Genomic DNA, 14,535 nt, shown 5'->3' on the forward strand with positions numbered 1-14,535 from the left:
CAACGGCATCGACACGTTGCTCGTGCGCCAGCCGGAAATCGAACCGATGCTGAAGGCGATGGAGCGCGAGACCTGCACGCCGCGGGCCGGCTCCGTCGGCGTGATGGCGCGGCTCGCCGATGTTCTCGCCGCGTCGATCGTGCGCGGCTGGGTCGAATGCGGCGGCGCCAACGCCATGGGCTGGTTCGAGGCCTTGCGCGATCCGCGTCTCGGCCGCGCCATCGGCGCGCTGCATCGCGCTCCCGGCCGCAACTGGACCGTTGCTGAACTGGCGGCGGAGGCGGGTTGCTCGCGGTCGCTGTTCGCCGAGCGCTTCCAGTCAATGACCGGGCAGTCGCCGTTGCGCTACCTTGCCGAGCTGCGCATGCGCCTCGCGACACAGTGGATCGGGGACGAGCGCCAGCCGATCGATGTGATCGCCCAACGGCTGGGCTATGCGTCGCAAGCGGCCTTCAGCCGCGCGTTCAAGCGTATCACCGGGCAATCGCCGGGGATGGTGCGGCACGGAGCTGGAAGTCAACGCGCGGCGGAATAGGCATCCACACCGCCGTCATGCCTCGCTTCAAGCGGGGCATCCAGTACGCCGCGGCCTCTCCGCTTGAGCACCGGCGTCTCTGGAATACTGGGTCGTCCGGTCGAGCCGGACGACGACAGGTGAGCAAGGTCAGATATTCGCCGCGAGGTCGGTCAGTTCGTCGAACAGGATGCCGGTCGTGGCCAGCATCCGCTCGATCGCGTCGGTGGCATCGCTGACCGAGCGGTTCGAGGTGTCGATGGTCAGTTCATTGCCGGTCGGCGGCTGGTAGTCGTTGGTGATGCCGGTAAAGGACGGCAATCCGCCCGAGCGCGCCTTGGCGTAGTGGCCTTTGGGATCGCGGGTCTCGCAGACCTCGGCAGGCGTGGCGACATAGACCTCGCGGAATGCGCTGTCGGCGATGCGGCGGGCTGCCGCGCGGTCGGCGGTCGACGGCGAGACCGCGGCGACGATGGCGATATGGCCGTTGCGCGCCAGATGGGTCGCGACCTCGGCGAGGCGGCGGATGTTTTCGGCGCGATCCTGCGGCGAGAAGCCGAGGTCGCTGTTCAGCCCGGCGCGGAAGGTGTCGCCATCGAGCAGGATTGGCGAGCCGCCATTGCCGAACAGGCGCCGTTCCAGCGCCCGCGCCAAGGTCGACTTGCCGGAGCCGGGCAGGCCGGTCAGCCAGATCACCGCGCCATTGTGATGGTAACGCGCCGAGCGCTCGTCCGGCCGCAGCGCGGATTCCACCGGCACGATGTCGATCGGCACCGCAGGCCGGCCAGCGTCGACCGACAGCACGAGGCCGCCGCCGGCGATGCGCCCGTTGACCTCGATCACGAGGCGGCCGGTGCGCGGATTGTCGGTGTAGGGATCGGTCGCAACCGGCTGCGCCAGCGAGATGTCGATCTCGCCGACGTGGTTGCGCGCGATCGCGGTATTCTCTTCGTTGGACAACGCGCCGGGATCGATCGCCTTTTCGATCGCGACCACGGTGGCGCGGCTTTCCCTGGTGCCGAGCCGGATCAGGATCTGCTCGCCTGTGGTCAGCGGCTTGTCGTGCAGCCAGAAGATCCGCGCGCGGATGCGGCGGGTATCGCGCGGGCTCTGCCCGCTATGTCCGATGACGTCGCCGCGCTCGAGGAACAGCTCGCGGTCGAGCGTGATGCCGACCGAGCGCCCGGCGCCCTGCGGGCCGTGCACGGGCGTCACCGGCCAGCTCTCGACCGTCTTGATCTTCGCGATCTTGCCCGTGGGCATGATGACGATCTCGTCGCCGGCCTTCAGGCTGCCGGACTCGATGCGGCCTGCCACGATGCGGCGGTCGTCGAATTTGTAGATCGCCTGCACCGGCAGCCGCAGCGGCAGCTCCGCCAGCTGTGGTGCCGGCTCGAGCGCATCGAGCGCCTCGACCACGGTCGGGCCCTTGTACCATCCGATCCGCGGCGTGTGTTCGGCAACGCCGTCGCCATCGCGCGCGGAGATCGGGACCACCGCGGTCGGCGTCACGCCGAGACCGATCAGATGCGCGGAAATCTCGTCGCTGATCTCCTTGAAGCGATCGGCACTGAAATCGACCCGGTCCATCTTGTTGACGACGACCGCGACCTGCTTCACGCCGAGCAGATGCAGGAGATAGCCGTGCCGCCGCGTCTGCGAGCGGACGCCTTCGAGCGCGTCGATGATCAACACCGCGCCGTCGGCCTGCGAGGCGCCGGTGATCATGTTGCGCAAGAACTCTGCATGGCCGGGCGCGTCGATCAGCACGACGTCGCGCGAGCGGGTGCGGAAGCGGATCTGGGTGGTGTCGATGGTGATGCCCTGGTCGCGCTCGGTCTGCAGCGCGTCGAGCAGGAACGACCATTCGAACGGCATGCCGCGCCGCGCGCTGACCGCCTTCAGCATCTCGAGCTTGCCGTCCGGCAGGCTGCCGGTCTCATGCAGCAGGCGGCCCACCAGGGTGGACTTGCCGTGGTCGACATGGCCGACGATGACGATGCGCACCTGGGGACGTGTGGTGCCGTTGGGGGTCGCCGAGATCGAGGCGGTGGGAAGAATCATGTTCATCAGAGCACTCACGCCAAACTGGGATCAGAGATAGCCGGCGACACGCAGTCGCTCGAACGCATCCTCGGTTTCGTGATCGAGCGCGCGGCCGGCGCGCTCCGGGATCTTGGTGTTCTCGAGCTCATCCAGGATTTCATCGATGCTGGATGCGGTCGAAGCCACCGGGTTGGTGATGTCCTGATCCCCCAGCGAGCGATAGCGCTTGCCGTCCTTGGCGAGATAGAGCGGGATGATCGGAATGCCTTCGCGCTTGGTGTAGGCCCAGATGTCGGCTTCGGTCCAATGCAGGATCGGATGGATGCGTAAGTGAGCGCCTTGCGGCGGCGAGGCGTTGAAGTGATCCCAGAATTCCGGCGGCTGGTCGCGCACGTCCCATTCGCCTTCGAGGCCGCGCGGCGAGAATACGCGCTCCTTGGCGCGCGTTGCTTCCTCGTCGCGGCGGATGCCGGCAATCAATCCGTCAAAGCCGTATTTAGTGAGCGCGAGCTTCAGGCCCTCGGTCTTGCGCGCGGCGGAGCGCGCGGCCGGCGGCAGGGTCGGGTCGACGCTGTCGATCGGCGGGCAGGGCTCGACGCGCAGGTCGAGATCCCATTCCTTTCCGAAGCGGTCGCGGAACGCATACATCTCCGGAAACTTCTTGCCGGTGTCGACGTGCAGCGCCGGGAAAGGGACGCGGCCGAAGAACGCCTTGCGCGCCAGCCAGATCATCACGTTGGAGTCTTTGCCGAGCGACCACAGCAGCGCGAGCTTCTTCAGCCGGGCGAACGCCTCGCGCAAAATATAGATGCTCTGGGCCTCCAGCTCATCGAGATGATCCATGGTCGGGGCGGCCTGATGGGCCGAAATTCCCGGCACGGAAGATGCTTTACCAAGCGCTACGGAGCGCGTTCCGGCGGCAGCGGATTCGTTGTCGAGAAGATGCATCTCTTGGCCTTGGCCTGTGGAGTTGAAAATTCTAAAGTTGCGCTGCAATAGAGAAGAAATAATTTTCTCTTTGCTGGGCTTGATCGAGAGATAAATAGAAAATAATTTCAGTCAACCCCCAAATTGGGGAAGCGAGTGTCTGATGCGATATCTGCCGGTGTTTCTGGATCTGCAAAGCGGCAAGGTGCTGCTCGTTGGAGCGGGCGAGCTCGTGCGCGCCAAGTTGCGGCTGCTCGCAGCTGCCGGCGCCGCGGTTCGCTGGTACGCGACCGACGGCGATCATGAGCTCGCCGGTATCGCGGCGGAGGACGCCGCGCGCATCGAGCGCGCCGAAGGCGATCCGCTCGCAGCCGATCTCTCCGATGTCATCGCCGTGCTCTGCGCCGGCGCAGGCGAGGTCGGTGTTGCGTTGTCGGTGCGCGCCAAGGCGATTGGCCTGCCGGTCAACGTGATGGACGACCTCGTGCACTCCACCTTCATCATGCCTGCGATCGTCGATCGCGGCGATGTCGTGGTCGCGGTCGGAACCGGCGGCACGTCGCCGGTCGTAGCGCGTCGCATCCGCGAGAAGATCGAGGCGGTGCTGCCGGCGCGGATCGGCGATCTCGCCGGCTTCATCGGCCGCTTCCGCAAACCGATGCATGCGCGGATTGAAGAATTTCCGCTGCGCCGCCGCTTCTGGGAGCGCATCGTCGACGGTCCGATCGGCGCGCTGGTGCTGGCCGGCCGCAACGACGAGGCCGAGCACGCGCTGAACGCGATCGGCGATCCCGCCTCATTCGCCGGCGCTGATACGGAAGGCAAGGCTGTTGGCCATGTGACGCTGGTCGGCGCCGGTCCGGGCGATCCGGATCTGCTCACCGTGAAGGCGCTGCGCGCGCTGCAGGACGCCGACGTCGTGTTCTATGACGAATTGGTGTCACCAGAAATTCTCGACCGCATCCGGCGCGATGCCGCGCGGATTCCGGTCGGTCGCCGCATCGGCAAGCCCGGCATCGGCCAGGACGCCATCAACCGCCTGATGATCGAGGCGGCGCAGTCGGGCCAGCGCGCGGTGCGGCTGAAGGGCGGCGATCCCTTTGTGTTCGGTCGCGGCGGCGAGGAAATCGAGGCGTTGCGCGACGCCGGCGTCGCCTACTCCATTATTCCCGGCATCTCCGCCGGTCTGGGCGCGGCCGCGCAATTCGAGGTGCCGCTGACCTTCCGGCACGAGGCGCTGCGCATCACCTTCCTGACCGCGCACAAGGCGCGCGATGCCGAAGTCGTCGACTGGTCGGTGCTGACCGACACCAAGATGACCGTCGTTGTCTACATGGGCATGACCGCGGCGCCCGCGATCCGCGAGGGTATGCTCGCCGCGGGCCGCTCGCCGGAGACGCCGGTCGGTGTGTTCGCGCGCGTGACGCGGCCGGACGCCAAGGCCGCGGTCGGCACGCTGGCGCGGCTGCCCGAGCTGGTCAAACAGGTCGATGGCGGTCCTGCTGTCCTCATCATCGGCGACGTGGTCGCGCATTCCGCGCCCTGGAGCCGATCCAACGTCACCCAACTGTTCTCCAACCAGATGTTCTCCGAACTGCTGAAAGCTGCCGAATGACCTCTCCGCTCGAACAGAAGAAAATCAGGATCACAGGCCCCTCGATGGTGACCGCCAACCGGACCTGGGACGGTGCCGTGGTGTACCGAACCGCCGAGCAAGGCTGGTCCACCGAACTCTCCGACTCTGCGATCGTGACCACGTCTGACGAGGCCCGCGCGCTGCTGGCCGAAGCCACCGCCGACGACGTCGGCGCGGTCGGGCCCTACATCGCGCCGGTCGAACTCAAGGACGGCGGCAAGGTCAAGCCGGGCAATCTCCGCGAACATATCCGCGCCAAGGGCGTCACCATCGATCTCCAGGTCCCCGCGTAAGGCGCGCCGGCGTAAGGCTCATCGAACATGTATGCTTATGACGAACTCGACCGCACGCTGATCAACGAGCGTGTTTCGGAATTCCGCGATCAGGTGAAGCGCCGTCTTTCCGGCGAGCTCACCGAGGACGAATTCAAGATCCTGCGTCTGCAGAACGGCGTGTATTTGCAGCTGCACGCCTACATGTTCCGCGTCGCGATCCCTTACGGCACGCTGTCGTCGAAGCAGCTGCGCCGGTTCGCCCATGTCGCGCGCCGCTACGACCGCGGCTATGGCCACTTCACCACGCGGCAGAACATCCAGTTCAACTGGATCAAGCTCGCCGAGCTGCCCGACGCGCTGGCCGATCTCGCCGAAGTCGGCATCCATGCGATGCAGACCTCCGGCAACAACATGCGCAACGTCACCTCGGACCAGTGGGCCGGCGTCGCGCCCGGCGAGATCGAGGATCCGCGGATCTGGTCGGAGCTGATCCGCCAGCACACCACGCTGCATCCGGAATTCTCGTTCCTGCCGCGCAAGTTCAAGATCGCGATCACTGCCGCCGAGCACGATCGCGCCGCCATCAAGATCCACGACATCGGCCTGCGCCTGCACAAGAATGCCGACGGCGAGACCGGCTTCGAGGTGCTGGTCGGCGGCGGCCTCGGCCGCACCCCGTTCATCGCCAAGACCATCAAGCCGTTCGTCTCCGGCCGCGATATCCTGAGCTACATCGAGGCGATCCTGCGCGTCTACAACCAGTACGGCCGCCGCGACAACATCTACAAGGCGCGCATCAAGATCCTGGTGCACGAGCTCGGTATCGAGAAGTTCGCCAAGGAAGTCGACGAGGAGTGGAAGGCGATGGGGGATGTCGGGCTGACGCTCGATCACACCGCCATCGAGGAGGTGCGCTCGCGCTTCTCCTACCCGGCCTACGAAAAGCTGCCGCACATGCCGGACGAGCTGAAGCAGGCCGCGCATGACAAGCTGTTCGAGCGCTGGCGCAAGAACTCGGTCTCGGCGCACAAGGTGCAGGGCTATTCGATCGTGACGCTGTCGCTGAAGCCGGTCGGTGGCCCGCCCGGCGACGCCACCGCCGAGCAGATGGACGCGGTCGCCGACCTCGCCGATAAATATTCGTTCAGCGAGATCCGCGTCGGCCACGAGCAGAACCTGGCGCTGCCGCACGTCGCCAAGCGCGACCTGCCGGCGCTGTTCAAGGCGCTCGACCGCCTCGGCCTCGCGACGCCGAACGTCAATTTGGTGACCGACATCATCGCCTGCCCGGGGCTGGATTACTGCTCGCTGGCCAATGCGCGCTCGATCCCGATCGCGCAGGAGCTGACGCGGCGTTTCGCCAACCACGACACCGCCGACCTGATCGGCCGGCTGCACATCAACATCTCCGGCTGCATCAATGCTTGCGGCCATCACCATGTCGGCCACATCGGCATTCTCGGAGTCGAGAAGAACGGTGAGGAGTTCTACCAGATCACGATCGGCGGCCGCGCCGACGAGAACGCGCAGTTGGGCACCTTGATCGGCCCGGCCGTTCCCTATGCGGAAGTCGCCGACGTGATCGAAGACATTGTCGAAGCCTATCTCGCGCTGCGCGACCGTCCCGAGGAATTGTTCGTCGATACGGTGAAGCGTCTGGGCGTCGAGCCTATCAGGGAGCGCGTCTATGCCACTCGTTAAGCAGGGAAGACTGACCACCGATCTGTTCGTGCATGTCGCCGACGGTGCCGAGCTGCCGGGCGACGGCGCGGTGCTGGTGACGGCCGAGCGCTTTCTCGCCGATCCGGAGGCGCTGCTGCGCCGCCCCGGCAAGCTGGGGGTGATCTGGCCGAACAACCGCAACCTCGACGAACTCGTGCGGCATCTCGATCGCCTCGCCTCGGTCGCGCTGGTGTTCCCGACCTTCCGCGACGGCCGCGCCTACAGCCAGGCCCGCCTGCTGCGCGAACGCTACGGCTATGACGGCGAGCTGCGCGCCACCGGGCAGATCCTGCGCGACCAGTTTGTGTTCATGACGCGCGCCGGCTTCGACGCCTTCGAGGTGAAGAAGGATGCTGACGCCGATGCGTTCGCCCAGACGATGAAGCGCTATTCGGTGTTCTATCAGCCGACCGGCGACGGCCGTGTCACCGCGCTCAACCGCCGCATGCAGCTGCGTCACTCGGAGAGCGCCGGCCAGTGAGCGCGCTTGTACCAGAGCTTGCAGCGGCGCCGGCCGCATTGCCCGCGGCCGATACGCTCGATCGCGCGCTGCGCAAAGCGTCGCCCGCCGAAGTGATCGCGGCCGCATTGCAGACGGTCGGCCGCGAGAGGCTGGCGCTGGTGTCGTCGTTCGGCACCGAGTCCGCCGCGCTGCTCAAGGTGATGGCGGACGTCGATCCGGCGATCCCGGTGGTCTTTCTCGACACCGGATGGCTGTTCGAGGAGACGCTGGCCTATCGTGATACGCTGATCAAGACGCTCGGCCTCACCGATGTGCGCTCGATCAAGCCCGACGAGCAGGCGCTGTCGCGTCTCGATCCGGACCGCGAATTGTGGTTTAGCGATCCCGACGCCTGCTGCCGCATCCGCAAGGTGGAGCCCCTGGCGCGCGCACTGAAGCCGTTCGCCGGCTGGATCAACGGCCGCAAGCGCTTCCAGGGCGGCGCCCGCGCCGACATCCCGGTCGTCGAGGACGACGGCGTCAGGCTGAAATTCAATCCGTTCGCCAACGTCTCGCGCGAGGAGATCGAGGCGATCTACACGCTCGGCAAGCTGCCGCCGCATCCACTTGTCGCATCGGGATATCAGTCGGTCGGGTGTATGCCATGCTCGAGCCGGGCAGCAGCCGGCGAGGATGCACGCGACGGCCGCTGGCGGGGCCGGGCCAAGACGGAATGCGGCATCCATACGATGAAGATGTCGTAGGGCACCGCGCCAGATCGCGATGGTTCATCGCGATTTGGCGACGTGACAAAGCCTTCGCGGTGCGGCGAGTTCGTAGCACAAGCGCGCTGCGCCGCTGAAAACAAAGAAAACCGGTTTCGTTGACTTAGGGCCACTTCACCGTGAGTTATGTCTTGCGTGTTCCCTGACATTCTCAGGTTGAATGGAGACAGAAATGATCCGTCGTATGCTGCCGCTGGTCGCGGGATTGTTGTGGGCGAGCTCGGCCTTCGCGGCCGACTATTCGCTGCTCAACGTGTCCTACGATCCGACGCGCGAGCTCTATGTCGATTTCAACAAGGCATTCGCCGCGGCCTATCAGAAGGAAACCGGCAAGAGCGTCGAGATCAAGCAGTCGCATGGCGGCTCGGGCTCGCAGGCGCGCTCGGTGATCGACGGATTGCAGGCCGATATCGTCACGCTGGCGCTGGCCTATGACATCGACGCGATCGCGGGCAAGGGTCTCATTGCCACCGACTGGCAGAAGCGGCTGCCGCTCAACGCCTCGCCCTATACCTCGACCATCGTGTTCCTGGTTCGCAAGGGCAATCCCAAGGGCATCAAGGATTGGGACGATTTGATCAAGCCCGGTGTTGCCGTGATCACGCCGAACCCGAAGACCTCGGGCGGCGCGCGCTGGAACTACCTCGCCGCCTGGGGCCATGCGCAGAAGAAGCTCGGTTCGGCCGACAAGGCGAAGAAGTTCGTCGCCGATCTCTATCAGAACGTGCCGGTGCTCGACACCGGTGCGCGCGGTTCGACCGTGACCTTCGTCGAGCGTGGTGTCGGCGACGTGCTGCTCGCGTGGGAGAACGAAGCGTTTCTGGCGCTGCGCGAATTCGGTCCGGACAAGTTCGAGATCGTGGCCCCGGCGCAGTCGATCCTGGCCGAGCCGCCGGTCGCCGTCGTCGACACGGTTGCCGACAAGAAGGGCACCCGCGCGGTCGCCGAAGCCTATCTGAAGTACTGGTACACCAAGGAAGGCCAGGAGATCGCCGCGCGCAACTCCTACCGGCCGCGCGATCCCGAGATCGCCAAGGAGTACGAAAAATCCTTCGCCAAGGTTGAACTTTTCACCATCGACGACGTTTTTGGTGGTTGGACCAAGGCGCAGAAGGAACACTTCGCCGAGGGCGGCATCTTCGATCAGATCTACAAGAACTGATCGAGATTTCAGGGGGATATGTGAGCACAGCGGTTGCAAGGCGCAGTAGCCTGCCGGGGTTCGGTCTCACCATGGGACTGACCCTGACATGGCTCTCCGTTATCATCCTGATTCCGCTGGCCGCGCTGTTCCTCAAGACGTTCGAGCTCAGCCTCGATCAGTTCTGGGGCATCGTCACCAGCCGCCGCACCCTGAACGCCCTCAAGATTTCGTTCGGGCTTTCGTTTGCGGCCGCCTGCGTCAATCTGGTGATGGGCACCATCATCGTCTGGGCGCTGGTGCGCTACCGTTTTCCGGGCCGGCGGCTGTTCGACGCCATCGTCGACATTCCGTTTGCCTTGCCGACGGCGGTCGCAGGCGTGGCGCTGACGCAGCTGTTTGCCCAGAAGGGCTGGCTCGGCGCGCCGCTCGCCGAGCTCGGCATCAAGGTCGCGTTCACGCCAATCGGCATCTTTATCGCGATGGTCTTCATCGGCATTCCCTTCGTGGTGCGCACGGTGCAGCCGGTGCTGATCGATCTCGATCCCGAGATCGAGGAGGCGGCGGCGAGTCTCGGCGCCAATCGCTGGCACACGGTGTTTCGCGTCATCCTGCCGAGTTTGATTCCGGCGCTGCTCACCGGCTTTGCGCTCGCCTTTGCCCGCGCCATCGGTGAATACGGCTCGGTGATCTTCATCGCGGGCAACCTGCCCAACGTCTCCGAGATCGCGCCGCTCCTGATCGTGATCCGGCTGTCCGAATTCCGCTACGCCGATGCCACCGCGATCGCGGTGGTGATGCTGGTGGCCTCGTTCCTGATCATCTTCCTGATCAACCGGCTGCAGCGCTGGGCGCAAGCCCGCATTCCCGTGCATTGAGGTTCGAGATGTCGATGCAGACGGGATTGGCGACCTCGACCACACAGCTGCGGACCTACGCGCCCGCGACTGATGTCAGCGTTGCGGCCCCGGCGCCGCGGCTCGAGATCGCGCGGGCGGAGCCGGTCGCGGCGCGGCGCAACCCCCGCACCGAGCCGGGTCCGATCCGCCTCATCATCATCGCGCTGGCGATCGCCTTCCTCAGCATCTTCGTCGTGCTGCCGCTGGTCGTCGTGTTCGCCTCGGCCTTCTCGAAAGGCATCGTCGCCTATTTCGCGGCGCTGGCGGAGCCCGAGGCGCTCGCTGCGATCAAGCTGACGCTGCTGATCGCGGCGATCTCGGTCACGCTCAACCTCGTGTTCGGCGTGGTCGCGGCCTGGGCGATCTCGAAATTCGAATTCACCGGCAAGACCTTCCTGATCACGCTGATCGACCTGCCGTTCTCGGTCTCGCCGGTGATCTCGGGCCTGGTCTTCGTGCTGCTGTTCGGCGCACAGGGCTATTTCGGGACATGGCTGCAGGCGCGCAACGTCCACATCCTGTTCGCGGTGCCCGGCATCGCGCTGGCGACGATCTTCGTCACCTTTCCGTTCGTGGCGCGCGCGCTGATCCCGCTGATGCAGGAGCAGGGCACCCAGGAAGAGGAGGCGGCGATCTCGCTCGGTGCCTCCGGCCTGCAGACCTTCTTCCGCGTCACGCTGCCCAACATCAAATGGGGACTGCTCTACGGCGTCCTGCTCTGCAACGCGCGTGCGATGGGCGAGTTCGGCGCGGTGTCCGTCGTCTCCGGCCATATCCGCGGCGAGACCAACACGATGCCGCTGCTGGTCGAGATTCTCTACAACGAATATCAGTTCGTCGCGTCGTTCGCGATCGCGTCGCTGCTCGCGATGCTGGCGCTGATCACGCTGGTGGCGAAAACCGTTCTCGAGCGGCGGCTCGACGAGGCAGAGGTGCCCGATGGCGATTGAAGTCAAGAATATCGTAAAGAAGTTCGGCAGCTTTGCCGCGCTCGACAATGTCGATCTCAAGGTCGCCGACGGCGAGCTGCTGGCGCTGCTCGGCCCGTCCGGCTCCGGCAAGACGACGCTGCTGCGGATCATCGCAGGGCTGGATTGGCCTGACTCGGGTGAGGTCGCGATCGACGGCGAGAATGCGCTCTCGCGCGGCGCCAGCGAGCGTCAGGTCGGCTTCGTGTTCCAGCACTATGCGCTGTTCCGCCACATGACGGTGTTCGAGAACGTCGCGTTCGGCCTGCGCGTGCAGCCGCGCGCGATCCGCAAGGACGAGGCGACGATCCGCGCCCGCGTCAAGAACCTGCTCGATCTGGTGCAGCTCGACTGGCTTGCCAACCGCTATCCGAGCCAGTTGTCCGGCGGCCAGCGTCAGCGCATCGCGCTGGCGCGTGCGCTTGCGATCGAGCCACGAATCCTGCTGCTCGACGAGCCGTTCGGTGCGCTCGACGCCAAGGTGCGCAAGGAGCTCCGGCAGTGGCTGCGCTCGCTGCACAACGAGATCCATGTCACCTCGATCTTCGTCACCCACGACCAGGAGGAGGCGCTCGAAGTCGCCAACCGCGTCGTGGTCATGGACAAGGGCAAGATCGAGCAGATCGGCTCGCCCGGCGAGGTCTATGACAATCCGGCGACCGCCTTCGTGCACAGCTTCATCGGCGAATCCATCGTGCTGCCGGTCGATGTGGCTGGCGATGCCGTGCGGCTCGACGGCCGTCCCCTGAACATTCCGGCGCTGGGTGCGGCATCGGGCGCGGCAAAACTGTTCGTCCGCCGCCACGACATGGCGGTCGGCCCGGCGGGAACCGGGGCGCTGGAAGGCGCCATCCGGCATGTCCGTTCGTTCGGACCGATCCAGCGCGCCGAGGTGGCCCTCGCGGGGAGCGAGGGCAGGACCGTGATCGAGATCGACGCCCCCCGCGACCGTGAGCTGCAGGCCGGCGAAATCGTCTCGCTACAGCCCCGCCGCTACCGGATCTTTGCCGCCCAGGAGTAGGGCCCAGCCGGCGCACGCAAACCTCCCCTTGAAAAGGGGAGGTCGCTTTGCTCGCCAGAGCAAAGCGGGTGGAGATCCTCTTTCTCCACATCCAGCGTCGCCTGCGGCCGACCCACATCCGACCTTCCCCCTTTCAGGGGGAAGGAGAAGCGGACCGCTCGCTGGAGCTCCGTAGCCCGGATGGAGCGGAGCGAAATCCGGGGCTTCGTTCCTCGGATCGACTGTTCCCGGATTACGCTTCGCTTCATCCGGGCTACAGGCGCCGGAGATCGGTGGCTATTGATGGCCAAAAGTTAGCCGCTGTTCACCATTCAGCCACGGTTGGTATGCAACAACGACGGGCCAACCTTGGGGGTTTTCAGTAGTGAAACGGACGACGGTCGCCCTGTTCGGGCTTCTGGTGCTTGCCGGCTGCGGCACAGACACCAAAATCCCGGAAGAACCGGCCATGTATCTCAACATGGCGCAGCCCGGTGCCGTGCTGGACAGCCAGGCCGCCGCGATCATGTTTTCGCAGTACCGCCAGAACAATGGTCTCGGCACCGTCGTGGTCGATCCCGACCTGACGAGGCTCGCCGAGCAGCAGTCGCAGGCGATGGCCGCCCGCAACAAGATGGACCATGACGTGAAGGCCCCGCTCGGCAAGCGGCTGGAGGCCGGCGGCTACCCGGCGACGGTGGCGGTCGAGAACATCTCGGCCGGCTATCACACGCTCGCAGAGGCATTTTCGGGCTGGCGCGATTCACCGCCGCACAAGGCCAATATGCTCAAGAGCGGTGTCACAAAAATGGGCATCGCAGCCGTCTATGCTCCGAATACCAAATACAAGGTGTTCTGGACGCTCATTTTGGCGGCAACCTGAGCTCGATAAATTCCGCGTGATCTCCGCTCCATATCTCGTTGATTGACGCGGCTGCGAACAGCCGCCACGGTGCGCCCTTAAAGTCATTTCGAACCGAACGGTTACGAATGGATACTTCGGATTCCGCGCCCGGCCCGACGCCGGCGCAAGCGCAGCGTGTGCTGGTGCTTCAGGGCGGCGGTGCGCTCGGCTCCTATCAGGCCGGCGCCTTTCAGGCGCTCTGTCACGCAGGCTTCGAGCCGGAATGGATCGCAGGCATCTCGATCGGCGCCATCAATGCCGCGATCATTGCCGGCAACGAGCCGGACATGCGCGTGCCGCGGCTGAAGGAATTCTGGGATATGGTGTCGGCGCCGGTGCCCTGGAATCCGGTCTCCAAGCATGAGCGCGCCCGCTCGCTGTTCAACGAGACCAGCGCCGCCATCATCGCGACCTTCGGCGTGCCCGGCTTCTTCACGCCGCGGATTCCGCCGGCGCCGCTGTGGCCGCCCGGCAGCTCGCAATCGCTGAGCTATTACGACACCGCGCCGCTGAAGAAGACGCTGGAACGGCTGGTCGACTTCGATCGCATCAACGATCTGAAGACGCGGCTGTCGGTCGGCGCAGTCGGCGTCACCTCGGGCAATTTCCGCTATTTCGACAATTACGAGTTCAAGAAGCTCGGCAAGAAGATCGGCCCCGAGCACATCATGGCCTCCGGCGCCCTGCCGCCAGGCTTTCCCGCCGTCGTGATCGAGGGCGAGCATTACTGGGATGGCGGCATCGCCTCCAACACGCCGCTCGACTTCGTGCTCGATGAGGAGATCAGCCGCGATCTCCTGATCTTCCAGGTCGACCTGTTCAGCGCGCGCGGGCCGTTGCCGGAGACGCTGCTGGAGGCCGCCGAGCGCGAAAAGGATATCCGCTTTTCCAGCCGGACGCGGATGAACACCGACAAGAACAGGCAGGTCCACAACGCCCGCATGGCGGTGCGCGACCTGATCGGCAAGCTGCCCGATTACCTGAAGAACGATCCGTCGGTCGAACTGTTGCGCAAGGCCTCCAAGGAGAACACCGTCACGGTGGTTCACCTGATCTACAAGAGCAAGAATTACGAGAGCTCGTCGAAGGACTACGACTTCTCCCATGTTGCGATGGTCGAGCACTGGGGCGCGGGCGTCCGCGACGTGCATTTGTCGATGCGTCACAAAGAATGGCTAGAACGGCCACAGTCCGGCGAAACCATGGTGACTTACGACCTCACGGGGGACGAACCCACGCCCCCTGAAACGAAGTCCCCTGCAAGCAAATAGGAGCG

At 65.2% G+C, this 14,535-nt stretch carries 14 protein-coding genes; 12 read left to right on the forward strand and 2 right to left on the reverse strand.

All coding sequences use genetic code 11. The features are described 5' to 3' along the window. Positions 1 to 58 precede the first annotated feature (58 nt). Complete coding sequence (locus tag AAFG13_RS30975) at positions 59 to 535, forward strand: AraC family transcriptional regulator (protein WP_342709156.1); 477 nt, start codon at positions 59 to 61, stop codon at positions 533 to 535. A gap of 129 nt (positions 536 to 664) precedes the next feature. On the opposite strand, the gene cysC is transcribed toward AAFG13_RS30975, so the two are convergent. Together cysC and cysD are read right to left on the reverse strand one after the other, a co-directional pair. After that, on the reverse strand, positions 665 to 2,584 hold the full coding sequence (cysC, locus tag AAFG13_RS30980; protein ID WP_342709157.1) for an adenylyl-sulfate kinase: 1,920 nt from the start codon (positions 2,582 to 2,584) through the stop codon (positions 665 to 667). A 24-nt stretch (positions 2,585 to 2,608) separates the two neighbouring features. Then, positions 2,609 to 3,403 carry a sulfate adenylyltransferase subunit CysD gene (gene cysD, locus AAFG13_RS30985; RefSeq protein WP_212314177.1) on the reverse strand — a complete coding sequence of 265 codons (795 nt, stop codon included), beginning with the start codon at positions 3,401 to 3,403 and terminating at the stop codon, positions 2,609 to 2,611. A 247-nt stretch (positions 3,404 to 3,650) separates the two neighbouring features. On the opposite strand from cysD, the gene cysG reads away from it, so the two are divergent. From cysG to AAFG13_RS31040, 11 genes are all read left to right on the forward strand, one after another. Further along, entirely contained in the window at positions 3,651 to 5,102 is a 1,452-nt protein-coding gene (gene cysG, locus AAFG13_RS30990) for a siroheme synthase CysG (RefSeq protein ID WP_342709158.1), read from the forward strand. Next, positions 5,099 to 5,416 carry a DUF2849 domain-containing protein gene (locus AAFG13_RS30995; protein WP_342709159.1) on the forward strand — a complete coding sequence of 106 codons (318 nt, stop codon included), beginning with the start codon at positions 5,099 to 5,101 and terminating at the stop codon, positions 5,414 to 5,416. Before cysG ends, AAFG13_RS30995 begins: the two co-directional genes overlap by 4 nt. A gap of 27 nt (positions 5,417 to 5,443) precedes the next feature. Continuing rightward, positions 5,444 to 7,099 carry a nitrite/sulfite reductase gene (locus AAFG13_RS31000; protein WP_342709160.1) on the forward strand — a complete coding sequence of 552 codons (1,656 nt, stop codon included), beginning with the start codon at positions 5,444 to 5,446 and terminating at the stop codon, positions 7,097 to 7,099. Then, positions 7,086 to 7,601, forward strand: a complete 516-nt coding sequence (locus AAFG13_RS31005; protein WP_212314173.1) for a DUF934 domain-containing protein — start codon at positions 7,086 to 7,088, stop codon at positions 7,599 to 7,601. Before AAFG13_RS31000 ends, AAFG13_RS31005 begins: the two co-directional genes overlap by 14 nt. Next, the gene (locus AAFG13_RS31010) at positions 7,598 to 8,326 is read left to right on the forward strand and encodes a phosphoadenylyl-sulfate reductase (protein ID WP_212314171.1); all 729 of its coding nucleotides are present in this window, start codon (positions 7,598 to 7,600) and stop codon (positions 8,324 to 8,326) included. Before AAFG13_RS31005 ends, AAFG13_RS31010 begins: the two co-directional genes overlap by 4 nt. Positions 8,327 to 8,519: 193 nt before the next feature. Further along, positions 8,520 to 9,509: a sulfate ABC transporter substrate-binding protein gene (locus tag AAFG13_RS31015; protein ID WP_342709161.1), complete on the forward strand. Its 990-nt coding sequence runs from the start codon at positions 8,520 to 8,522 to the stop codon at positions 9,507 to 9,509. A gap of 50 nt (positions 9,510 to 9,559) precedes the next feature. After that, on the forward strand, positions 9,560 to 10,366 hold the full coding sequence (gene cysT / locus AAFG13_RS31020; protein WP_212314365.1) for a sulfate ABC transporter permease subunit CysT: 807 nt from the start codon (positions 9,560 to 9,562) through the stop codon (positions 10,364 to 10,366). Between the two features lie 14 nt (positions 10,367 to 10,380). Continuing rightward, positions 10,381 to 11,337, forward strand: a complete 957-nt coding sequence (cysW, locus tag AAFG13_RS31025; protein WP_249132001.1) for a sulfate ABC transporter permease subunit CysW — start codon at positions 10,381 to 10,383, stop codon at positions 11,335 to 11,337. Continuing rightward, entirely contained in the window at positions 11,327 to 12,376 is a 1,050-nt protein-coding gene (locus AAFG13_RS31030) for a sulfate ABC transporter ATP-binding protein (protein WP_212314168.1), read from the forward strand. Before cysW ends, AAFG13_RS31030 begins: the two co-directional genes overlap by 11 nt. A 364-nt stretch (positions 12,377 to 12,740) precedes the next feature. Next, positions 12,741 to 13,238: a CAP domain-containing protein gene (locus tag AAFG13_RS31035; RefSeq protein ID WP_076860877.1), complete on the forward strand. Its 498-nt coding sequence runs from the start codon at positions 12,741 to 12,743 to the stop codon at positions 13,236 to 13,238. Between the two features lie 107 nt (positions 13,239 to 13,345). Then, the gene (locus AAFG13_RS31040; RefSeq protein WP_212314166.1) at positions 13,346 to 14,530 is read left to right on the forward strand and encodes a DUF3734 domain-containing protein; all 1,185 of its coding nucleotides are present in this window, start codon (positions 13,346 to 13,348) and stop codon (positions 14,528 to 14,530) included. Positions 14,531 to 14,535: the final 5 nt, after the last annotated feature.

The organism is Bradyrhizobium sp. B124, assembly GCF_038967635.1.
Classification (GTDB): Bacteria; Pseudomonadota; Alphaproteobacteria; order Rhizobiales; family Xanthobacteraceae; genus Bradyrhizobium.

Bases quoted from the DNA above. Each gene is read 5' to 3' on its own strand.
- AAFG13_RS30975 (WP_342709156.1), top strand. From the start codon at position 59: ATGGAGCGCGAGACCTGCACGCCGCGGGCCGGCTCCGTCGGCGTGATG.
- cysC (WP_342709157.1), bottom strand. From the start codon at position 2,584: ATGAACATGATTCTTCCCACCGCCTCGATCTCGGCGACCCCCAACGGC.
- cysD (WP_212314177.1), bottom strand. From the start codon at position 3,403: ATGGATCATCTCGATGAGCTGGAGGCCCAGAGCATCTATATTTTGCGC.
- cysG (WP_342709158.1), top strand. From the start codon at position 3,651: ATGCGATATCTGCCGGTGTTTCTGGATCTGCAAAGCGGCAAGGTGCTG.
- AAFG13_RS30995 (WP_342709159.1), top strand. From the start codon at position 5,099: ATGACCTCTCCGCTCGAACAGAAGAAAATCAGGATCACAGGCCCCTCG.
- AAFG13_RS31000 (WP_342709160.1), top strand. From the start codon at position 5,444: ATGTATGCTTATGACGAACTCGACCGCACGCTGATCAACGAGCGTGTT.
- AAFG13_RS31005 (WP_212314173.1), top strand. From the start codon at position 7,086: ATGCCACTCGTTAAGCAGGGAAGACTGACCACCGATCTGTTCGTGCAT.
- AAFG13_RS31015 (WP_342709161.1), top strand. From the start codon at position 8,520: ATGATCCGTCGTATGCTGCCGCTGGTCGCGGGATTGTTGTGGGCGAGC.
- cysW (WP_249132001.1), top strand. From the start codon at position 10,381: ATGCAGACGGGATTGGCGACCTCGACCACACAGCTGCGGACCTACGCG.
- AAFG13_RS31030 (WP_212314168.1), top strand. From the start codon at position 11,327: ATGGCGATTGAAGTCAAGAATATCGTAAAGAAGTTCGGCAGCTTTGCC.
- AAFG13_RS31040 (WP_212314166.1), top strand. From the start codon at position 13,346: ATGGATACTTCGGATTCCGCGCCCGGCCCGACGCCGGCGCAAGCGCAG.